The 21,777-nt window shown below is 39.8% G+C and carries 20 protein-coding genes and 1 pseudogene; 14 read left to right on the top strand and 7 right to left on the bottom strand.

Going from position 1 to position 21,777, the window contains the following annotated elements; genetic code table 11:
- The first annotated feature begins 220 nt into the window (after window positions 1-220).
- Both PP175_RS10585 and PP175_RS10590 read left to right on the top strand, forming a co-directional pair.
- On the top strand, window positions 221-451 hold the full coding sequence (locus PP175_RS10585) for a hypothetical protein (protein WP_272442712.1): 231 nt from the start codon (window positions 221-223) through the stop codon (window positions 449-451).
- Window positions 445-858, top strand: a complete 414-nt coding sequence (locus PP175_RS10590; protein ID WP_334314211.1) for a S8 family serine peptidase — start codon at window positions 445-447, stop codon at window positions 856-858. Before PP175_RS10585 ends, PP175_RS10590 begins: the two co-directional genes overlap by 7 nt.
- A gap of 37 nt (window positions 859-895) precedes the next feature.
- Here PP175_RS10590 and PP175_RS10595 read toward each other — a convergent pair whose 3' ends face one another.
- Entirely contained in the window at window positions 896-1,234 is a 339-nt protein-coding gene (locus tag PP175_RS10595; protein WP_272442713.1) for an Hsp20/alpha crystallin family protein, read from the bottom strand.
- A gap of 315 nt (window positions 1,235-1,549) precedes the next feature.
- On the opposite strand from PP175_RS10595, the gene PP175_RS10600 reads away from it, so the two are divergent.
- The 5 genes from PP175_RS10600 (at window position 1,550) to PP175_RS10620 (ending at window position 7,549) form a co-directional block, all read left to right on the top strand.
- Window positions 1,550-1,840: a hypothetical protein gene (locus PP175_RS10600; protein WP_272442714.1), complete on the top strand. Its 291-nt coding sequence runs from the start codon at window positions 1,550-1,552 to the stop codon at window positions 1,838-1,840.
- An 800-nt stretch (window positions 1,841-2,640) separates the two neighbouring features.
- The gene (gene aepX / locus PP175_RS10605; RefSeq protein WP_272442715.1) at window positions 2,641-3,537 is read left to right on the top strand and encodes a phosphoenolpyruvate mutase; all 897 of its coding nucleotides are present in this window, start codon (window positions 2,641-2,643) and stop codon (window positions 3,535-3,537) included.
- Window positions 3,534-4,703: a phosphonopyruvate decarboxylase gene (gene aepY, locus PP175_RS10610; protein ID WP_272442716.1), complete on the top strand. Its 1,170-nt coding sequence runs from the start codon at window positions 3,534-3,536 to the stop codon at window positions 4,701-4,703. The genes aepX and aepY overlap by 4 nt, the downstream gene beginning before the upstream one ends.
- Window positions 4,691-5,821 (top strand): 2-aminoethylphosphonate aminotransferase, encoded by a 1,131-nt coding sequence (locus PP175_RS10615; protein WP_272442717.1) that lies wholly within the window; start codon window positions 4,691-4,693, stop codon window positions 5,819-5,821. The genes aepY and PP175_RS10615 overlap by 13 nt, the downstream gene beginning before the upstream one ends.
- 444 nt (window positions 5,822-6,265) lie before the next feature.
- A complete protein-coding gene (locus PP175_RS10620; protein ID WP_272442718.1) occupies window positions 6,266-7,549 on the top strand; it encodes an IS110 family RNA-guided transposase in 1,284 nt (427 codons plus the stop codon).
- A 366-nt stretch (window positions 7,550-7,915) separates the two neighbouring features.
- Here the strand turns inward: PP175_RS10620 and PP175_RS29890 are convergent, their stop codons facing one another.
- Complete coding sequence (locus PP175_RS29890) at window positions 7,916-8,113, bottom strand: hypothetical protein (RefSeq protein WP_442870460.1); 198 nt, start codon at window positions 8,111-8,113, stop codon at window positions 7,916-7,918.
- Window positions 8,110-8,733 (bottom strand): transposase, encoded by a 624-nt coding sequence (locus PP175_RS10625; RefSeq protein ID WP_272442720.1) that lies wholly within the window; start codon window positions 8,731-8,733, stop codon window positions 8,110-8,112. Before PP175_RS10625 ends, PP175_RS29890 begins: the two co-directional genes overlap by 4 nt.
- 521 nt (window positions 8,734-9,254) lie before the next feature.
- Between PP175_RS10625 and PP175_RS10630 the strand changes: the two genes are divergently transcribed.
- Together PP175_RS10630 and PP175_RS10635 are read left to right on the top strand one after the other, a co-directional pair.
- Entirely contained in the window at window positions 9,255-9,467 is a 213-nt protein-coding gene (locus PP175_RS10630) for a hypothetical protein (RefSeq protein WP_272442721.1), read from the top strand.
- Window positions 9,468-10,747: 1,280 nt separating this feature from the next.
- A pseudogene (locus PP175_RS10635) lies at window positions 10,748-12,314 on the top strand (IS3 family transposase).
- Between the two features lie 82 nt (window positions 12,315-12,396).
- Here PP175_RS10635 and yjcZ read toward each other — a convergent pair.
- Entirely contained in the window at window positions 12,397-12,489 is a 93-nt protein-coding gene (gene yjcZ / locus PP175_RS10640; protein WP_272442668.1) for a sporulation protein YjcZ, read from the bottom strand.
- Window positions 12,490-13,945: 1,456 nt separating this feature from the next.
- On the opposite strand from yjcZ, the gene PP175_RS10645 reads away from it, so the two are divergent.
- The 5 genes from PP175_RS10645 to PP175_RS10665 all read left to right on the top strand — a co-directional run bounded on the left by PP175_RS10645 (window position 13,946) and on the right by PP175_RS10665 (window position 17,212).
- Window positions 13,946-14,248: a hypothetical protein gene (locus PP175_RS10645; protein ID WP_272442722.1), complete on the top strand. Its 303-nt coding sequence runs from the start codon at window positions 13,946-13,948 to the stop codon at window positions 14,246-14,248.
- A gap of 423 nt (window positions 14,249-14,671) precedes the next feature.
- Window positions 14,672-15,430, top strand: coding sequence for a YheC/YheD family protein (locus PP175_RS10650; protein ID WP_272442723.1), 759 nt, complete (start codon window positions 14,672-14,674; stop codon window positions 15,428-15,430).
- 144 nt (window positions 15,431-15,574) lie between these two features.
- Window positions 15,575-16,336 (top strand): YheC/YheD family protein, encoded by a 762-nt coding sequence (locus PP175_RS10655; protein WP_272442724.1) that lies wholly within the window; start codon window positions 15,575-15,577, stop codon window positions 16,334-16,336.
- A 49-nt stretch (window positions 16,337-16,385) separates the two neighbouring features.
- Complete coding sequence (locus PP175_RS10660; RefSeq protein WP_272442725.1) at window positions 16,386-16,652, top strand: stage VI sporulation protein F; 267 nt, start codon at window positions 16,386-16,388, stop codon at window positions 16,650-16,652.
- Window positions 16,649-17,212 carry a coiled-coil domain-containing protein gene (locus PP175_RS10665; RefSeq protein WP_272442726.1) on the top strand — a complete coding sequence of 188 codons (564 nt, stop codon included), beginning with the start codon at window positions 16,649-16,651 and terminating at the stop codon, window positions 17,210-17,212. Before PP175_RS10660 ends, PP175_RS10665 begins: the two co-directional genes overlap by 4 nt.
- 486 nt (window positions 17,213-17,698) lie before the next feature.
- Here PP175_RS10665 and istB read toward each other — a convergent pair whose 3' ends face one another.
- From istB to PP175_RS10680, 3 genes are all read right to left on the bottom strand, one after another.
- Window positions 17,699-18,472, bottom strand: a complete 774-nt coding sequence (istB, locus tag PP175_RS10670) for an IS21-like element helper ATPase IstB (protein WP_272439675.1) — start codon at window positions 18,470-18,472, stop codon at window positions 17,699-17,701.
- Window positions 18,469-20,058, bottom strand: a complete 1,590-nt coding sequence (gene istA / locus PP175_RS10675) for an IS21 family transposase (RefSeq protein WP_272440506.1) — start codon at window positions 20,056-20,058, stop codon at window positions 18,469-18,471. The genes istB and istA overlap by 4 nt, the downstream gene beginning before the upstream one ends.
- 359 nt (window positions 20,059-20,417) lie before the next feature.
- Window positions 20,418-21,227, bottom strand: coding sequence for an alpha/beta fold hydrolase (locus tag PP175_RS10680; RefSeq protein ID WP_272442727.1), 810 nt, complete (start codon window positions 21,225-21,227; stop codon window positions 20,418-20,420).
- Window positions 21,228-21,777: the final 550 nt, after the last annotated feature.

Consider the following 21,777-nt stretch of genomic DNA (forward strand, 5'->3'; position numbering starts at 1 on the left):
GTTCTCTCCTTTCATGAAGATACTATATTTTACTGTTGAAAATTTTAATATGGAACAAGGTAATCGTATATATTCTGAAATAAACTGCCCTAATAAAACCTGGTACCTTTTGTCATTGTTTAATTCGGTTGGCTTTTTGATAGGAGAACATTTCATCCCTCCGGCATTTTCCCGTATTGAGGAGGATATACAAAACAGAGTACACAGGGCAATTTCCTCTGTGCAAAACCAGCTAGTTTCCAATGTACCTTCGAATATTCTGGCCGTTCATGCACCAGATGTTTGGCATAAATCCACAGGTAAAGGCATCCGTGTAGGTGTATTAGACACCGGCATTGCCCGTTCCCACCCCGCCTTGCGTGTTAAATCGCAGGTGGATATAATATCATTTCGGATAACGGAAACTTTGAGGATGACAATGGCCATGGCACCCATGTATCCGGAATCTTAGCCGCTAGAAAATCCGGTAGCTTGTACGGCGTTTCCCCGGGTGTGCATTTATATGGCATTAAAGTAATGGACCGGAACGGAACCAGACGAATCAGCGATATCATTAGGGGAATTGAATGGGCCATTGATAATAATATACAGGTGCTCAATATGAGCCTTGGAAGCAGTAGCCATAACACCGCTTTAGAGTACGCAACACGGAGAGCGCATCAAAAAGGAATGGTTCTCGTCGCTTCAGCAGGAAACGACGGGGAATGCGGTGGTAGTATCGACTACCCGGCTCGTTTTCCCTGGGTTATCTCGGTAGGAGCGGTTGACCGTGACATGAAGCGGGCATCCTTTTCCAGTACGGGAAATCGAATATCCAAGTTAGAATTTTACTCCACATCACTGTATTTAGTTCTTTAGTTTAAGACATTGGTTGCGAGCACTCCGTTTTCTATGCTCATTCAATTGGAATGTTACGTGGTTCCCAAATATGTATTTTCATCTCTTCAGGACCCCTCAGTGGAATTGTAACGGTAAGCACTTTATCGCGGTAGTGTGCTCTCGTCTTTTCTATATTTGCATTTGCTGGTAATTGGATATTTTTTATGATGTTTTCCGAAGTATATGCACCCATAATTGATAAAGAGTCGTTCGAGATTGTTAGCCTTATATCTTTGCGGTGGTATCCCGATAGTGTCACCTGGATCATCATTTCATTTTCCAGTTGTTCGATGCGTGCGGTTTCCGTATTCGAAAAATTTTTATCATTCTGGTTTGATGCAGATTTTGACATCATCGTATAACTCCTCTCTATTTATAAGAAAGAATGATTTTCTCGTTTGTTAAATACTGAATATGTGCTGAGGTTTTTTTGTGTAGGCTATCATCCTCGCTTATCAATTAATTTTCAACACACACGAAATAATTACGAAGAGGAATAAAAACAATGGATCCCCTTCTTTTATAGGATTTTCTTTGTATTAAAAAAGTTCTTTGTACTTTTTTGCTATAAATTGTATTCCTTCTTTAAAGTAAAATAGGCCATCAACTAGGACAAGTAATTGTTAATCTCCATAATTTGTAGTAATTGATAAGAAAGGAGGAATCTGAGATGGCCAATCTTCGACAAGAAATGACTAAAAATTTAGGGAAGTGGACGATGATTCATACAAAGTCTGGTGCCTTCTATGGTAAAATTGAGAACGTAGGCAACAACGCTGTTACAGTATTACTACCAGACCTTTATACGGTTACTCATCCTTCTGCTCAACTCGTTGAGAAGAACGTAGATGTTAAAGCAGAAGATGTTCAAGGGGAAGAGTTCTTTAGACGTCCATTCAGACGCTTCAGACGTTTTAGACGCTTCCATCGATTTTTATTTCCATTCTTTTTCTTCATTTAATAAGATGCTAATTTTGCCATGGATGATTCTAACCATTGCTTTTTTTCATTAAAATTTAGAACCCCTATTCACTATGAATAGGGTCTTTTTTTTATGGTTTTTTAGCGGAGCAGAGCGTGTAATTTTTTTGCTTTTTCATAAGTAATTTCTTCCCTATTTTTAAATACTGTTCAAAAAGCAAGATACGAATCTAGCACTTGTCCTTACTTCTCTGAATAACATGGAATTAGATTCAGGGAGAAAGGAGGTGCTTGTATGGGAGCATTTTTTGGAGAAAGTATTAGTTTCATTCTTGTTATATTTGTACTCCTGGTAATTATTACAGAAGCCTGTGAACACTAATGGAGTAAAGGATAACAAGTACATCTGGAAATCTTAATCCCCTGCCCCACTTTTGGTAACACAAAGCTGGGGGAGAAAGGGGCAAAGGATAACAGTACATTAGTATAGATAATTCCATAATTTTAAAGTATTCATAATCATACATAATGTTCGCCTATTATATCTGTCCTTACTAGCCTATATCAAGCGATAACTGAATGTCTGTTGTTGGAGATATTTTCGTGATCGCTTTTCACCTATTCTTTCTTTATTTAATCGTGGCATTAAGAGGTTTAACGGTATAGCTTAATCCTTTGGAAAGCAAATACGATTTAGAAATCTCGTGGCTATAGCCATAAGAGGTTTAAAGTAGCCTTGGGATATCGCATAAAAACCATTACATTTCTGACGCTTGAGAGTAAATATTCATAAGCTATGACAAAACAATTTATTGAACCTTTAAAAGAAAGGAATCTTATATGAAAAAAACATACAAATTAAAGGAGTTAGTTAATTCGTCAAGCTTAGATTTTTTGATGGAAGCTCATAATGGATTGGCTGCCAAAATCGTGGAAGAGACAGGTTTTAAAGGAATTTGGGCGAGCGGTTTATCCATATCCGCAGCCATGGGAGTAAGGGATAACAATGAAGCTTCATGGACACAAGTGCTGGACGTATTAGAATTCATGAGTGATACCACATCCATTCCGATATTGCTTGATGGAGATACCGGTTACGGGAATTTCAACAATGCACGTCGATTGGTGAAGAAACTCGAACAACGAAACATCGCAGGCGTCTGTATAGAAGATAAGCTGTTTCCGAAAACCAACTCATTTATAGAAGGCCATAAACAACCGCTGGCTGATATTGATGAGTTTTGCGGAAAAATTAAAGCCATGAAAGATACACAATGCGATGAAAATTTCATGGTCATTTCGAGGGTGGAAGCATTTATTACAGGTTGGGGGTTGAAAGAGGCGCTGCGGCGGGCGGAAGCCTATCGGAAAGCGGGAACGGACGCCATTCTTATACACAGCAAAAGAACGGATATAACCGAAATAGAGTCGTTTATGAAAGAATGGGCGGGAAGGATCCCAGTAGTAATCGTGCCTACAAAATATTTTGCTACTCCAACAGAAAAATTCCGCGAATTGGGGGCTAACGTTGTTATCTGGGCTAACCATAATTTAAGAGCATCAATCACAGCCATGCAAAAAATATCGAGACAAATCTTTAATGAACAAAGTCTTATTAGTGTCGAAAGCAATATTGCGAAAGTTGACGAAGTATTCAGGCTTCAGGGTGTTGCAGAGTTGAAAGAAGCTGAGATAAAATATTTACCTCAGGGGAAAGATTCGGATGATAGCTTATGATTAATATTCAATTATTTGGGAAGGAATTGCAAAAAATCGGTTTTACATTTTATACTGGGGTTCCATGTTCCTTCTTGAAAAGCCTTATTAATTATGCCATTAATGAGTGTGAATATGTGGGGGCTGCCAATGAAGGCGATGCGGTCGCGATTGCATCCGGCGCGATGATCGGTGGGAGAAAGTCGGTCGTATTACTGCAAAACTCGGGCTTAACGAATGCAGTATCACCCTTAGTATCGCTAAACTACCCGTTTCAGATCCCTTTACTCGGTTTTGTCAGTCAAAGAGGAGAGCCGGGGTTGTCTGATGAGCCACAGCATGAATTAATGGGAAATATGACAACTAAGCTTTTGGATTTGATGCAGATTGAGTGGCGGTATTTGGCCAGTGAAATTAATGAAGCCCAAAGCCAATTATTACTTGCCAATTCCTACATTGAGCGAAATAAGTCATTTTTCTTCGTTGTACGAAAAGGAACATTTTCCGAAGAGTCCCTTCGTACTGAACTAAGGTCTCCTAATTTCACTCCATTTAAAGTAAATAAAAATAATCCTGACGAAAAGCCCTTGCGATACGAAGCATTGACCCTCATAAATGCGTTGAAGAATGACAAAACTGTTCAGATTGCTACAACCGGAAAGACTGGTCGTGAATTGTATGAAATAGAAGATCATAACGCTAATTTATATATGGTAGGTTCAATGGGGTGTGCCAGTTCACTTGGCCTTGGAATGGCATTGGCCAGAAAATGCATGAATTTAATCGTTATAGATGGAGACGGTTCTTTGCTGATGCGCATGGGAAGTTTAGCTACAAATGGCTTTTACAAACCACCCAACATGCTTCACATTTTACTGGACAACAATTCATATGAATCAACAGGTGGGCAAAACACCGTTTCACACCATGTAAACTTTGTTGACATTGCGGCGGCAAGCGGCTATACAATATCAATTTATATTCATAACTTGGAAGAGCTAAAGGCGTCCATCCAAGAATGGAAAGAAGCGAAACAATTAACGTTTCTGTATATGAAGATATCACAAGGTTCTAAAAAAGGGCTTGGACGCCCCAAAATAAAACCCTGTGAAGTAAAGGAACGGTTGCAGCGATATATTAACAATACTACACCGATGAAGGATGGCGGATACTCATGCGGACGATAAAGCGAAATATTTTGCTTAATCCCGGACCGGCAACCACGACTGACTCTGTGAAATATGCTCAAGTGGTACCGGATATCTGCCCTCGGGAAAAGGAATTCGGGTATATTATGGAGTCCATTTCAACAGAACTTACCCGGTTGGTTTCTGATTTAGAACATTATACGACAATATTGTTTGGTGGATCGGGTACCGCAGCAGTTGAATCGATCCTCAGTTCAGTAGTGGGCGAAGGGACCCTTGTGATTGTAAATAATGGGGCATACGGGCAGCGCATGTGTGACATTGCCACTGCATTTCGTTTAAAATTTATTGAGTTCAGCAGTCCTGTAGATGATGCGCTCGATGTAACCGCTTTGGAAAAGCTAATCCGTGACTCACCCTGCAGCATATCCCACCTCGCTGTTGTACACAATGAAACCACTACCGGACTTTTAAATGATATTGAGACAATTGGGAAATTATGCCGACGGTATCAAATTGATATGATTGTTGATGCGATGAGTTCATTTGGCGCTATCCCGATTCATATGGAAGAAATGAATATCAGTTACTTGGCGGCGAGCTCCAACAAAAACCTTCAAGGGATCGCAGGCGTAGCTTTTGTCGTCGCACATAAAACGAAATTGGAAAGCTTGAAATGCCAAAAAACAAGAAATTATTATCTCAACTTATATGCACAGTATAAGTATTTTTCAGAAACGTTTCAAATGCGATTCACCCCGCCTGTCCAGACGCTATATGCTTTAAAAAAAGCGATTGAAGAATTAAAGCAGGAAGGTATAAAGGAAAGATATGCAAGGTATTCAAAGTCCTGGTACACGTTAATTAACGGGATTGCCCGATTTGGATTAAAACATATTGTTGATAAAAAAGACCACTCGAAAATTATTACATCCATTCTGGAACCTGATTGTGAAGGTTATGACTTTGAGCAGATGCATGACTATTTATATAGTAGAGGCTTTACGATCTATCCGGGAAAACTGGAAAATTTAAATACCTTTCGGATTGCCAACATAGGGAACATAACTTCTAAAGATATTGAATCTTTTCTGAAGGCACTCAGTGATTATCTTAGGGAAATTGGGTTTATTCCAAGAAACGAGCCACATCGATAACAAGAATTATTGCATAATATCACACTTTGGAGCATTCGACTTAGGTGCACCTATATGGATGAACAATTACCTTTGATCCATCAGTTGGATAAATAGTGAGTGATGGTTGTAAGGCAATTCTGCCTTTATCAGGTATACAAATTTCAAGTCACCTTTTTGTAAACCTTAGAATTGATTTGGGGATTGATAAATTGATGAAAAAATTGAAAAATTTAATTGATAGTGGGGAAGTAAGTAAAATCCTATCTGAAACCTACCTTGTTTAATATCGGATTCCTTTAGCGGAAATAGATTATATAAATAAAGGTTACGATATCGTGCCTTACTTTAAAAGGAGCATTCCTGTTAAGGGAAAATTTGAGGTTCGATAAAAAAAGTACCTCCTGTTAACATACGAGGTGTCAGTCTGCAGGCGACCCTTAAATAACAGAGGAGGTACTCAACATGAATTATAAGCAAAATCAGCGTATCGAGCAAATGAATGAGTTTACATTAGTGGTAGGGGTTGACATCGCCAAGCACAAACATGTTGCGAGGGCGCAGGATTATCGAGGCATCGAAATTGGGAAACCTTGTACGTTTGACAACTCACGGTTTGGATTTACTCATTTGTGGAAATGGACACGTTCGCTTATGGATGCCCATTGTAAAACTCACGTTTTATTTGGAATGGAACCGACGGGGCACTACTGGATGCCTCTAGCTCAGTTTTTACGTCACGAAGGCGTTCCCGTTGTTCTGGTTAATCCGCTGCACGTTAAGCGTAGTAAAGAACTTGATGATAACTCACCAACCAAAAATGATGTGAAAGATGCCCGTGTCATTGCACAACTTATGAAAGATGGTCGTTACTCTGAACCTCAGATTCCGCAAGGAATCTATGCCGAACTTCGTGTCGGAATGAACATACGAGAACAGCTATCTAAAGACTTATTGCAAGTTAAAGGGCGAATTCACAGCTGGCTAGATCGCTATTTCCCTGAGTTTTTAACAGTCTTTAAAGATTGGGAGGGAAAAGCAGCACAATCTACACTTCGTCATTTTCCATTACCAGAGGATATTGTACAGCGAGATGCAGAAGGTATTGTCCAAGTGTGGAGAGTTGAGGTTAAACGTGCTGTTGGCATAAAAAAAGCCTCTCAGCTTATTGAAGTGGCTCAGAAGTCTATCGGGCTTCAGTCCGGAGTAAGAATGGCCCGACAAGGACTCCAAGCTCTGTTGAGCCAACACAAGTTGCTTTGTGGACAGCTTGAAGCGTGTATGCAACAAATCGAGTGTCTGATTCAAGAGATTCCTGGATCCGCTCAGATGATGACGATCCCTGGTGTAGGACTGGTTACAGGGGCAGGCTTCCTTGCGGAAGTCGGGGATCTTATGGGTTACTCTCACCCTCGTCAGATTCAAAAATTAGCTGGCTTTAATTTAAAAGAAAACAGTTCAGGCAAGCATAAAGGCAGAACCCGTATTACGAAAAGAGGTCGTCCGAAACTGCGTGCCCTCCTGTTTAAATGTGTGATGCCACTTGTCGCTAAAAATCAGCAGTTTAAAGCCCTACACCATGAGTTTACTACCCGAGCTGTGAACCCGCTTCGTAAGAAGCAGTCGCTTATTGCTTTATGTTGTAAATTGATTCGTATTTTCTTTGCATTAGGGCGCAAACAACAGCCATATGACGCTACGCTTGTGAGTAATCCATCTCAACATGCACTTAAAATAAACGTTGCGTAATCTACTTTTTCTTGAACATACTTAGTTTTTCTCATTCATCATTGTAAAAAAGTAAGCATGGAGAAGCTGAGCGTTATTTTTTACCATTCGGGCATTTGACCCTGCAAAGGAGCTTTTTCAGCCTCCACCCCACGGATAGGTAGAACGAAGGAATGTAAGGGCCGTAAGGACCCCGTGAGACATGGGAGGGTACACCACCTGGGCTATTGTGGAGATCCATTGTGCTACCATAATTTTTCTGTGAAAATCACGAAGTGATAAAGTATGATTGCACATACACATTTTGAAAGAAGACAATGCGAAAGTAAGGGTCATCTTTTTAAATTCCCTTGATTAATCACTATATTTTTTGGAAAAGATGATCTGTTATGCCGTGGGTAACATCTCCATGTACAATGCTTGATTAGAAAGCATGAAATAAAGAATCCGCAACATCTTGTGAGCTAATGCAACCAGTGCTTTTTTCTTCCCACGCTTGGAAGCCAATCGCCAAAACATTGCAGAAAACTGTGTGTTCCTTGTCTTTGAAGCCGCCCATGCAGCTTCGCAGAGAGCCGCCTTTATATGCGGGTTCCCTTTTGTGGTCCGTGTGCTTTTTTTTTACCCGCACTCTCATGGTTTCCAGGCGCCACTCCTGCCCAGGAGGCTAAGTGATGGGCGGTAGGAAACTGATTCATATCTACTCCGACTTCGGCAATAACGCAAGCAGCAGTAATCTTGTTCACACCCGGAAGACTTTGGATAATTTCTACTTCTTTACGGTAAGGTTCGAGGTGTTTATCGATTTCTACATCAAGATGACGAATGGATTCCTCAAGGTATTCAATGTGGTTCCATGAGTGGCGAATCATAAACATTTGATGGGTATCTATGGTTCCAAACAAGGAGTCGGAGATCGCGTCCACTTTCTTCTTAACCTGGCCCTTTACACAAGATTCAATCTCCTGTAATTCGAGAAATCCCTGTTCAACCAGTCGGGTTAAAAGGTTGCGACCTGAAACACCGAAAATGTCAGAGATCACATTGGACAATTTAATATTTGAAGTCTCTAATACTTTTTGAATCCTATTTTTCTCCGCTGTGAGGTTACCGATCCATTTTTTGCGAAGTCTTGTTAAGTCACGTAATTCACGGATATCGGCCGAAGGAACAAAGCTTTTTTCGATTAAGCCATGACGTAACAATTTCGCAATCCATTCGGCATCGGAGACATCGGTTTGTCATTGTAGGAAAAGAACGGACTTCCGTTTCTGGGGTTTCATCTTCTTTTCTAGCCAAGACAGCTACCACAATATTTTTTTGGTGAACATCTAATTCTGCACAATGAGTAATAATGGTTTCCATCTGTTTAACTCCTATGACAAAATTTCAGAGGTTGTTGGAAAGACGGAACGAATGATATTTTTCTGTCCGTAATCATCCCGAAGGGATGTTAACAAAGGGCTGTGCTCCACGTCTTTCCAAACAGTTTTGGTTCCAGGGTCAAGCCACCATAAAAAAGCACGTATTCATCAACCCCTGAGTTAGTTACTACCAGTGTAGGAGAAAAAAAGAGCCGCTAAACCTGATTTTCATGTCAGGGTTGCGGCTGAAAAACCATGAGAGTTTTGGTTTTATAACGTTTGCTGACTTGCAAGAAATACTGAGAAAATAAGAGTATTCAAGAGAAAAACTTATTTTATAGAGGGAGATTCCAATAGACAAGTTGCACGATGAAAAAACAATTAAGAATGCAATAAAAGCTGCCGGAAAAGCGGATGGAAAAACTTTTTCAGATGCCGAACTTAACAAATACGTTCAGCAATTTAAAGGTTTTTCTAACGGCGGATCCGCGCTTTCATTGATAACTAAGCTTTTACAAAGCGGGGTTACCATGGGCCAAGTGGATGAGATTATGAAAAAAATGGGAACTAAATAATCTCTCCCGAACAAAAAGAACATTTCAAAGTCAGGCACTGATGATGCATCCTCTATCGATCGGAGCCTAGAAACTTAGTATTAACCGTAACTGTTTTCTGCAAGCAAAAAATACAGAGTTGTGCAAGAACGAGTACAGAGTATTGCAACTTGACATAGAGCCTCCACGGGCATGATTAATGAGCCAAAACCTCCGCTGTATCAAGGGCTAGCTCACCAATAAGGCTATCATGCCCCCCACTCCATTCAATCCCGTTTATTCATACATCCCTTATGTAAAAGGGAGGGAAATCTCCTGACTTCCAGTATTAGTAACAGCGAATTTATTATCATACTCGTACACTTTACCTTACTCGCTATCCTGCTTTTGCTATGTTATTGGATATAAATCCAAAAATGAGTCTACTGAGCACTTGTCCACAACAAAGATAAAAGGCAAACATAGTATATATGGAAACTACATTTTAAATAGTAAAAACTAATTGCTCCACTCCATTTTTTTCGATAATCCAATACTTGTCTATCCTTCTCTCCATCGTATGAAGTGTAGTTCAATCCGTTGAACATGGGAGGTGATAGTATGTTCTTTACAAGCATTCGCTTCATTCTTGTTATTTTCGTTCTGCTCGTCATAATTACTGAAGGTTGCGAAAACTAATGGGTATAAGTGAGAATGCGTAAGTCTCACAGATGCTATCTCTGAAAACCCATGCATCTCCCTCCTAAAGAAAAGGCCGTTCAATTAGAACGGCCTTTTGCTTACCAATTAAATCTGACAGATGCTATCTCCGAAAAGCTCCCTCCTACAGGAAAGGCCATTCTGTTAGAACAACCTTTTGCTTACCAATAAAATCTGACAGATGAACCGGTACTTATAAAGTATTCAAGAGTATACAAAATGATACCTATTTATTTCTGCCCCCATATCCGCAAACATGGTTGTGTAATAAACGTATGACATGTGAAGGCGTCATTGGACATTTATAATTTGAATCCCCACATATCATAATCAACTTTGTTCAAAAGCTCATGATCGATTAAGTAGTTATCATTTTTTTGCGAAATTTATATAGAAACATTGACAACCTATTATCTGGTATAGCGGAACAACAAAAAACGGGATACCGAAACGTGCGTATACGCTATCAATTTACCGTTAGCTTAATAAAAATAAAGCCCTTTGGCCTCTGATTGCAAGGGTTCAGCTAAAACTGATATGCTCCCAATAAAGTAGACAGATGAAATAATAAAAATCTGTTTACTTTATTGGGGGCTATTTGTATGGCCAAAAGTGCTTATTCTGTACAAGAAAAGTACGCGTTAATTGACGCGTATGAGAACAGACAAACCTCGGTTCCAGACTTCTGTCGTGAATACAATATATCTAAAAGAACAATCAAAGAATGGGTCTATCGATTTCAGACGTATGGAATGGATGGACTTCATGGTTCCAGTGGATGGAAACGGTACTCCAAAGAGGCAAAAACGGCTGCCGTACATGATTACCTTTCCGGTAACTATTCCCAGACCGAGATTGTACGCAAGTATGAAATTTCAAGCGGCTCAGTGTTGAGAAGGTGGATCAACATTTATAATGATCATAGAGATTTAAAAGACACGCAAAGGATGAAGAACTCTATGATTAAAGGCCGGTCCACCACACTGGAAGAACGTTTGGAAATCGTTATGTACTGTTTGCAAAACGAGAAAAATTATCATCAGGCATCTGAACATTTCAATGTCACGTATCAACAGGTGTATCAGTGGGTGAAGAAGTACGAGAAAGAAGGAGAAGACGGTCTTAAAGATAAGCGAGGCCACCGTAAGGTAGATCCAGAGTTAATCCCTGAAGAGAAGACCCAGCGCGAATTAAAGCGATTGGAGCGTGAAAATGAGCGTCTTCGGGCAGAAAATGCATTCTTAAAAAAGCTAGAGGAACTCGAAAGGAGGCGTTTCAAGAGGCGTCCTTAAGTCAGATTCGATTAACCGATAAATATGTAGCCATTCAGGAACTTCGTAAGGAAGAGAATTTCTCCAGTGTGCTATTGTGCGAGATTGCCAGAATTCACGTTCTGCCTATTACAAGTGGCTTCATCGCATCCCCTCCGGGAATGAACAGTGGAATAAGGAAATTCTAAAGGAGATAAAGCACCTATATGAGAAGGTCGACGGCATATATGGATACCGCAAAATGACGATGAACCTGAACCGTACCCTATCGAAGCCTATTAACCATAAACGTGTGTATAGACTGATGAGGATCGTCGGAATCCAGTCGGTTATTCGACGCAAGCGTAAGAATTATAAGCGGAGCATCCCGCAACATTTGGCCGAAAACGTATTGAACAGGGATTGCAACGCAGAAAAGCCAAATGAGAAATGGCTAACAGATGTGACCGAAATGAAGTACGGGGCCTCACAGAAGGCTTATTTAAGTGCGATTTTAGATTTACACGATGGGTCAATTGTAAGCTATGTATTAGGTACATCCAATAATAATGCGTTGGTGTTTAAAACCCTAGATTTAGCAGTGGAAGCCAATCCGGGAGCCACTCCCCTTCTCCACAGTGACCGGGGATTTCAATACACCTCCCCTGCATTTAAAAGGAAAATTGAGAAAACACAAATGGTGCAAAGTATGTCGAGGGTGGGAAGGTGCATTGATAATGGACCCATGGAAGCATTTTGGGGAACATTGAAATGTGAGAAGTATTATCTAAACAAGTACAGTACGTTTGAAGAGTTATAAAAAGACATTGAGGAATACATACAATTTTATAATCATGAACGATTACAAAAAAGACTAAACGGCCTTAGCCCCTTAGAATACAGGGCTAAAGCCGCCTAGTTACGTATATTTATTTCCGATGTCTACTTGACAGGGGGCAGTTCAGTTCAGGTGGGCTTTCTTTATCTCCTAGTTATCGCAATTAATTTTCACATGCACACGCGATAATAACTAAGAGAATAAACAGAACCAGAATGAACGCAATTCCACTTTCTCCACAACCAAAGAATCCCATAGTATGACCTCCTAGGTTTAAAGTTATTGAACTACAATGTATACTACGCAGATCATTATGGACGAGTGTTAGACGAATACCATGATCATTAAAATGGAATAGCCTGTTTTTGCAAACTCAATTACATGAACAGACGATAATAACTAGAAGAATAAACAGAACCAGACAGCGGAGAAAAATAGGATACAAAAAGTATTAGAGGTCTACAATATTAAATTATAAAATGTAATCTCTGAGATTTTCGGTGTTTCAGGTCGGAACCTTTTAGCCCGACTGGTTGAACAAGGATTTCTCGAATTCCAGGAAATCAAATCTTGTATAAAGGGCCAGGTTAAGAAGATAGTGGACGCAATCTCCGACTCCTTGTTTAGAACCACAGATACCCATAAAATGTTTTCGCCATTGCAAAAGAGACAGAAAAAAGACTCCTAAGGAGCCTTTTTTCATAGTCGGGAATTATTTTTAGCTTTGCCCTTGCTCCCTGCCTTTCCACCACGACTCTACAATTTGCCATGCTGTTAAAAAGTTATACCCCTTCCCCATTAAAAAGCTTATAGCTACTGCTTGTTGTAGCGCATGTTGATAGGAGATTTTTTTCGCTTCTTTTAAACAGTGTTCAACAACAGGTGCAGTTACTCCCAGGGCGAGCGCGTGAAGCATGTATGAACTGTTCGCGGCGTTCAGATTTTACACTGCCACAAACATTTCCCTTTCATTGTCGCTACTATCGAAAATGTTCAATTATTTTCTAATCATCTGGCCTTTTCCCGTATTGAGGAGGTTATACAATTCAGAGAACACAGGGCAATTTCCTCTGTGAAAAACGCAACCAGCAAGAAGGCTTTTTGTCCAATTATATAATGAATAGTGAGGTGGAATTAGTTGTGTTGTACGGGAGTAAAAGATGTAAGGTTTGTAAACGAAATTTTGACTGGCTCGGTATCGAACGAAATTCTAAAGACATTCTAAAGACATTCTTGAAATTGAATTAATTTGTCCATATTGCCAAGCTGTAAATAAAATCCTATCCATCTATGAGATAAAAAAAAGTTCAAAAAACGACGTAAAACGGATAAATTTATCAAATCATCAAACTATCACACAGTGTCTTTCGCATTTTAGAATTTTGTATGTCACCAAAAAACAGCTTGCAATCAGGAAAACGGCGAAGGACCTGCAAAATATGATGGAGAAACGCAGGATCCAATATTTAGAAAGGACACAACATCTAACCTGAGAACCACCGGCTTAGGGACTCTCATTTGATAAACACCCGTTAAGAATGCGTATGCACTCTAAACGGGTGTTTTTTTATTATATCATACCTCAATGTAATGATAAGCACAGTAGCCCTTTAATCGGATTACCCAGTTCGATTCCAAATGCTTGCTCATATATTGTAAACAGATGACCATGGATAATATTGAAAAACTTATCCAAAAGGGGGTAAAAGATTTTGAAAGTATCAGATTGGGTCTATACCGTTCATAATAAAAATAAGATAACAGGCTTTATAACAGAAATAAATAATAAAAAAGCAACGATATTTGTTACAATTCCGATTAATTATGGAGAAATTATAGTCAGTAAAAACATAATTTTAAAATCAAGTATCTTATTACATCTAGATGACCTACCAACTCTAATCGATTTATCTCTTTCTATAAAGGATAAAGCCTGGTTTAATAAACTCGTAAACGAACGTAAACTGTGGAATCGTCCAGAAAAAATAAGAGGAATGGTATGGTGTGATGATTAGTGTATGGGATACATTAAAAAGTAGTCATTCCTATTAGGCCACTACAAAACACTTACTTTCTAGGAAGCGCTACATAGGTTTAAAAAGCGAGATACGAATCTAGCACTTGTCCTTAACTGTCTGAATAATATGGAAATATCCCCGAAGCAACTCATACTAAAACCCCTATTTTCACTGAATAGGGGTGTTTTTTATGGTTTTTTAAAGGAGAAGAATGACTCTGTGAAATATGCTCAAGTAGTACCGGTTATGCAGCTGATGAGATGAACGTCTTTACCTATCACCCCGATAAGTAGTGAGTAATGGTTGAGAGTGGAATTCGCTTTGTTTTTTGCACCTGAACTTGTCTATTTAAATAAAGTATAGAAATTCCAAGTCATTATGATTGTAAATTTCGGAATTGATTGGGGGATTGATAAAACGATGAACAAATTGGAAAAATTTAATGTTTTGAAAGAAGATAAACGGGTCAATTCCTTTGTACCGGAGACCCGATGCATGACAGAGGAACACCTATGGGAGTTACTAAAGAAATATGGTGCAGTGATTCTTAAACCAGTAGAAGGCAGTGGCGGCCGTGGTATCTTTTGCATCTCTTCCGAAGCAAACGAAGCATTTGGGGTTCAAGTTAAGTTGAGAAAAGAAGTCATAGCAAGTAAAGACATTTATTCGTATTTAACAAGGGAAATTTTAGGGGATTTCACTTTATACTTTCCTAGTGGGGAAGTAAGTGAAATCCTATCTGAAACCTACCTTGTTCAATATCGGATTCCTTTAGCGGAGATAGATTATCGCCCCTTTGACATCAGAGTGATGGTACAACGAAAAAACGGCTCTCCATGGATAGTGACAGGGAAGCTAGCAAAATTGGCCAACTCTGGGTATGCAATAACCAATGTAAACCTTGGGGCAACTATACTCGCTATTGAAACCGCACTCCAACGTTCTTCCTTAAATCATCTCTCACATGAAGCGCTTCTATTCCAGTTAGATCACGTAGCATTATGGGCAGCAGATCAGCTTCAACGCCAAGATCCGAATATTAAAGTGATTGGGTTTGATATGTGTTTGGATACACAGGGGAAGGTGTGGATCCTTGAAGCCAATTTCACACCCCATGATTATATATTTCTTGAATTAGAAGATAAAACAATGTATGAGACCATTCAAGACTATAAATAGAGTATAAAAATGAGCAAACCCTAGATAAATAATAGATTCTAGTTATTAGTGGAATTCTGTTTTTTTTTGCACATGTATTTGTCCATTTAAATATAGTATAGAAACTTGGTACAACTCAGTATCGTTGTTAGGGGGATTGATAAGATGATGAATAAATTAGAAACTTTTCAAGTCCTAAAAGAAGATAAACGGATCAATTCCTTTGTACCGGAGACCCGATGCATGACAGAGGAACACCTATGGGAGTTACTCAAAAAATATGGTGCAGTCATTCTTAAACCTGCGGGCGGTAGTGGCGGTCGCGGTATTGTTACCATCTCTTCTGAAGGAAACGAGTGTTTTGGGGTTCAGGTTAAATCGACAAAACAAGTCGTAACGAGTGATGAACTTTATTCCTACCTAACACGGGAAATCTTAGGGTGGTTTGCCCAATACATCAATAGTGGGGAAGTAAATAAAATTCTATCTAAAACATATATTGTTCAATGTCAAATTCCTTTAGCGAAGATAGATTATCGTCCCTTTGACATTAGAGTGATGATTCAGCGTAAAAACGATTCTCCATGGAAAGTGACAGGGAAGCTAGCAAAATTAGCGAGCTCAGGGTATGCCATAACCAATGTAAACCTTGGGGCAACCATACTCCCTATTGAAACCGCACTCCAACTTTCGTCCTTAAAGCATGTCTCACACGAAACGATTCTATCCCAATTAGATGAGGTAGCATTATGGGCTGCGGAACGACTTCATCACCAATATCCAAATACTCGAGTCATTGGGTTTGATATGTGTTTGGATACCAATGGGAAAGTGTGGATCCTTGAAGCCAATAACTCACCACATGATTATGTGTTTCTTGAATTAGAAGATAAAACAATGTACGAGACTATACAAGAATACAAATGAAGGTGCGGGTATCGTACCTGACCTTACATTAAAAGGAGAGAAAGTAAACATGGATATAGACATGATTATTAAACTAATTAATAGCGTGCCGGAAGAAAGCTTGAACGACGATGAAACCATAAAAGCATTAATTAATCTTGTTGCAAAAGGAACAGGCAAAACGTTTACGGATGACCAATTAAACCAGTTTGTGCAACAGTTCAGGGAATTTGCTGAAGAGGATTCTTCCGCATCAACGATATCTAGGTTATTGTACCTAGGAGGAAGTGCAGATCAAATCGATGAAATCAAGAAAAAACTTGATTCTGATAATTGAATCCGATCTATTTTCTGGTATTAAACGCGTCGTATGAAAGGAAAAGGAGGTGTTTTATCATAAAGACGAAGTACAATCAAAACCGGAGAAGACAAAAGCCTGACATCAACCAGCAATTATCAGGAATTAAAAATACGCTGCATAAAATAGAAGACCATGTTAGGGAGGAAAATAGTAATAGGGAAAAACTTGAAGAATTCCTACATGAATTACAAGCCCATTTTATTGAGATAAAGAATAATAGAGAAAAACTTGACAAAATCCAGGCAGAATTAGCGGAGGTTAAACAGCATCTAACCGAAAAAAACAGGAGACTGTCCAGGAAGCGTCGTAATAAGGGAGAAACAGATGGTGTTGAAAATCCCCCGGCTGCAGACCTGAAAAGGAAAAAAGCACCTGACATAAGCAGAAAGGGTTCCCTTTCAGAAATAATCCCAGATAGCAATGGTAAGAAAAATGGATTCCTAGATAATTTACTTGGCAATGTGGATCCCAGCCAAATCTTAAATTTTTTAAAAAACCCAATGGTGCAATCTATGCTTAAAAACATTATATTCTAGAAACATAAAACATCATTCTGCAAGTGTTTAAAGTAACTATCAGTGGGTTTAACAACTGCCTGGATATCCCGTAGTATCCGGGTATTTGACGACAGACCATTTTTCCTTCCGCAGTGCATTTATCAGTTCTGGTCCTACATGCAGGTTGTCGTGTACGAATACTCTCTTCTTGTTTCGGATTACTCAGCAATAATCCATTATATAATCTTTAGTAACTTATGACGTAGGCTTCTTCTGTGTGTCAGATGTACCTGTAGATAATACGGCTTTACACTAATTTTTTTGCTTTTCCGTTATCTTAAACTGCCCCAGTATCTAACCTTCATTTATAGTAATATGTATTTGTCAACTCAAAATTCCCCCACTTAATCATTTAAAATTCCCCCGCCTAAGTTTTCCGTTTAGGCGCAGGAATGTCTATTTTTCCATTAGAAAGGGAAGTATTCCAACTTGGTTAGTAATTCATTCATCAACTTTCGGTTTCCGCTACACCAGTTGCTGCTTTTCCAGCCATTCCTTGGTTTGTTTCATTCGATAGGAATTCCCGTTCATATTGACAAGATAAGCCTGGTGGGTAAGCCGGTCAATCATGGCTGCCGTCATCACGGGATCCTGGAATATTTCCTCCCATCTCTCAAATGATAGGTTTGTTGTGATGATGGTGGATTTCTGCCCCGCACGGAGAGAGAGGTGCGTGAACAATAATTCCGCCCCTTCCTTGTCGAAGGAGATATATCCCATCTCGTCAGCGATGACCAAGTCGTATTTCTCAAAGCGTTTCTGGAAAGCCCGAAGGGTCCTCTCGGACCGGCACTCCTTGATTTGGTTGATCAATAGTGGGACGGTCGTGAACCAAACCTTATAACCCTCTACACACGCCTTCATCCCTAAGCCTATTGCCATATGTGTCTTTCCGGTTCCGGGGTTTCCGGCTAGGATGAGGTTCCTGCCTTCCTTGATGAATTCAAGGGTCTTCAAACGCTTGTATTTCTTTTGGGCATCTTCCGGCAAATCATACACCGATAGATCCTCCAAATGCTTCTTATAAGGGAACTCAGCCCTCCGGATCCTGTTGTATTGCGCGGAATCCTGTCGGGAGTCCCACTCTTTTTGCAATAAGGCTGCCAGGAATTCCTCATAGCTCGCATCCTTTTGATTCGCCTCTTTGATCAGTTCCTGGAAGCACTGGCGGACGATGGGGAGCCTAAGATCCTTGCTGTAATTGAAGATTTCTTCCGCCCATTCCTTCTGTTTGCTCATGCGATGGCCTCCTTGTTCCCTACTTCTTCCGTCTTGAACAGGGCATCGTACATTTTCAAATGTGCTTTCGATTGTTCACTGATGTCCTTTGTTTCCTTTGAAAGGGCAGAGTCAAGAGGCTTTATCTCTCTGTTTTTGGCACAAAGAATCTTTATCTTATCCGTCGTCACATGGCTTGCATTGATCTTTTTGAGTTTCGTGATGCTCTGTTCAATCTCGGCTATGCTTGATTCTTCCTTCAAAAACTGCATCAACTCTATAAATTCCTTCTCCCGACTGCTATAATAAGTCGTATAAATTGATTTTATCTTTTTGTCTGCCTGTTGTAATGCTGTGCTACCAGCTAATGCACCAGGCTTTTTCTTTAGTGTTTCAAGATAATGCTCCAAGTGCACACTCCATTCATGGCATCCTGTCAGGCGAAGATGCTCAGCTATTCTTTTTTCTTCGTGGAAAAAAATAATCCGGTTTGAGTAGGCTTTCACCTTTACAATTTCGCCAACCAAATGATCGGGGACCGAATAATGGCTTTGATCAATTACTACCGTCGAATACTTGTCGACACGCACGTTTTGGATTCGTGCGGCATCGAATGGAGGGGGAAGGGGGAGGAATTCATCTTGCTCGATTTCCAGACACTCTTCGGCAGTATGGTTTTGTTGGGATGGCTGGGATTTTCGGTTTCGCCGCTCACAGACTTTCATTAAGTATTCATTTGCTTCTTCCAAAGATGCAAAGCTATCCTGAAAAGCAAACGCCTTTCTTCGAACGACCTCAACGCTCCGCTCAACGTGTCCTTTTTCATTTCCTTTCCTTACATTACAAAAGCGATGTCTGAATCCATAATACAGGGATAGCTTCATTAGCCCATCGGTAGGTTCCTTTTCAGTTCCGACAAACCGTTTGACGGCGACTCTCATATTGTCGTAGACCATGGTTTGGTAAACACCGCCGGTGTTCTGGAAGAAGAGGGCATGTGCTTCCTGGAAACACTCCATCTTCTGGGTCATGAACAGGTAGGCCATGCGATAATTTCCAAAAGCCGAAGTGAAAACAGCCATCTGCAGCTTACGCCATTTTCCCGCTATTTTGACCTTCACTTCGCCCCAGTCGAATTCACATATATCACCGGGTAGATAAGTGCCTTTTATAAATGCTTCCTTTGTTTTTTTCTCCAGCTGCCTGATGGTCCGAAGGACGGTACTGTAACTGACTCCGATATCTTCTGCCTCTAGCGCTTCAAAAATATCAATAGGTTTTTTTAGTTGTTTTCGCAGCCCTTTCTTCCGCTTTTGTTCATTTTCTTCAAGGTATCGTATTATCTTTTGTTCTATTTCCTTCGTCATCACTCGCTTTTGACGAATGCCCACCTTATACTTTGGGGCCTCCACAAGTTCCTGGATCAATTCTCCTGTATGTACAGAATCACCACATTGTTCCACTTCAATCTTTTTATTCTCATATTCTTTTATATATTTGCTTACCGTCTTGCGGTCAATCCCTGTCTCTCTTGCAATCTCCCTTTGCGACTTTGCCTCCCTTAAGTACATCAGTAAGACTTCCTGTTTCTTTCTCAACGTAATCAACACTCCAGGCTCCCCACATTATGAAATAATATCTGTAGGGTTTAATTATATAATGGGGGAATTTTCGGTGACTACGGTGGCCCACTTTTAGATTACTAGATACATAACCTTCATTTATAGTAATAGAAGTTTCAGCTATAATTGTGATTAATTGCATCGGAATCTATGTATGGATTGAGTGTTTTTATTTATAATGACGTTTCCATTCGAATCAGTAACAATTACTGATTCGGAAACGTCTTTTTTGTTCTGTAATCGAAGGAATACCGATTGTAAAAACTGTCCATAAATAGGGTCGTTTTTCCGAAAGTAATCTTTTATTAAAAAATCAGTTGGAATATTTCGAATGAATTACCATACTATCCTATAAATTGTATCAATTCCTTGTTAAACTTATCACGTTCTTCCCAGAACAATCCGTGCCCACTGTTTTCAAATGTCACAAGTTTGGAGTTTTTAATTCCATTATTGAGGGACATAGCAAGTGGAAATAGAGAAACTTTATCATGAATAGCATGGAGAATTAAAGTAGGAACGTATATTGTTCCTACATCGGAAAACAAGCTTTCATCTCGGAGTGAGGCTGCAAGCGCCGCAGTGGAGTGACCCGCTGCCTCTAGTCCCATTTGGAAAAACCAATCCGAAAAAGGCTTCGTTACATATTGAAAGAAAAACATGTCCCCGAATCGCTCCAACATTTTAGGACGGTCATTATATGTTTCTATAATGAGTTTATTTACATCTTCTTTTGGTAACCCATATGGGAAATCAGGCCGTTTAGTAAAACTAGGAGCGGCAGCAGCAATAAGGGCAAGTTTAGATACTCCATATCCATAATGCCGAGCCATGTATCGAATGGCAATCGCTCCTCCCACGGAATGGCCTGCAAGTGTAAAGTTCTGTAATTGAAGTGCTTCAACTACACATCGAATGTCATCTGCCAATCTATCGTAGGAGTATCCTCCCCAAGGCTTATCTGATTTACCGAAGCCTCTGATATCGACTCCGATACATCGATATCCCATCGTGGGAAGTACATCAAACTGATATTCAAACAACTTGTGGTTTGCTGGCCAACCGTGTATAAATAAAATTGGCTTCCCACACCCTGGCTCAATATCTTCCACATAAATTTTTACATCTGGTTCTACTCTAACATAGTGCCCCACACAGATTCCCCCAATTTAGTAAAAGTCTCTTGAAAAACACGTTATTCATTTGGGCTTATATGGGTGAAGACCTATCCGTTTTTTTCACTTTACTGCACATTTCTTGAACTTTGGCGCTGCCTGAGTAAAGCGTCTATTAATGATGACAAAAATTCCTAGTAAAACGAACAATTTCATAAAGAAAGACAAGAACCTAACACTTGTCCGTTCAATATGCATACTATGTTATAACTCTGTATCTCCCCAAAACAATTATTAACTCACCATTGCTTTAGGGGTAAATAAAGCAAGTAAATAATTGTACCTCCCAAGACCGTGACTGCAAACGGTTAAGGTATGGATCGCAGGGGCATGGCTGCTGCCCAAATAAAGCAGCTTTCATACATAGTCAAATAAGCGCTTGATACAGCTAAGCGCTTTTTATATTTTATTGAGAGGTTTTCACTTGACTGCAGCTAAGTTGCTCTGAATCGTATTTAACCAATATGATTTATTTTTACCGATTGAGAAGTTTTTCGAAAAGTAACTTCAACCCGTAACCATCGCCCAT

It is taken from the genome of Aneurinibacillus sp. Ricciae_BoGa-3, from assembly GCF_028421645.1.
Classification (GTDB): domain Bacteria; phylum Bacillota; class Bacilli; order Aneurinibacillales; family Aneurinibacillaceae; genus Aneurinibacillus_B.

Bases quoted from the DNA above. Each gene is read 5' to 3' on its own strand.
- PP175_RS10595 (WP_272442713.1), bottom strand. From the start codon at position 1,234: ATGATGTCAAAATCTGCATCAAACCAGAATGATAAAAATTTTTCGAAT.
- PP175_RS10600 (WP_272442714.1), top strand. From the start codon at position 1,550: ATGGCCAATCTTCGACAAGAAATGACTAAAAATTTAGGGAAGTGGACG.
- aepX (WP_272442715.1), top strand. From the start codon at position 2,641: ATGAAAAAAACATACAAATTAAAGGAGTTAGTTAATTCGTCAAGCTTA.
- aepY (WP_272442716.1), top strand. From the start codon at position 3,534: ATGATTAATATTCAATTATTTGGGAAGGAATTGCAAAAAATCGGTTTT.
- PP175_RS10615 (WP_272442717.1), top strand. From the start codon at position 4,691: ATGCGGACGATAAAGCGAAATATTTTGCTTAATCCCGGACCGGCAACC.
- PP175_RS10620 (WP_272442718.1), top strand. From the start codon at position 6,266: ATGAATTATAAGCAAAATCAGCGTATCGAGCAAATGAATGAGTTTACA.
- yjcZ (WP_272442668.1), bottom strand. From the start codon at position 12,489: ATGGGATTCTTTGGTTGTGGAGAAAGTGGAATTGCGTTCATTCTGGTT.
- PP175_RS10650 (WP_272442723.1), top strand. From the start codon at position 14,672: ATGAACAAATTGGAAAAATTTAATGTTTTGAAAGAAGATAAACGGGTC.
- PP175_RS10655 (WP_272442724.1), top strand. From the start codon at position 15,575: ATGATGAATAAATTAGAAACTTTTCAAGTCCTAAAAGAAGATAAACGG.
- PP175_RS10660 (WP_272442725.1), top strand. From the start codon at position 16,386: ATGGATATAGACATGATTATTAAACTAATTAATAGCGTGCCGGAAGAA.
- istB (WP_272439675.1), bottom strand. From the start codon at position 18,472: ATGAGCAAACAGAAGGAATGGGCGGAAGAAATCTTCAATTACAGCAAG.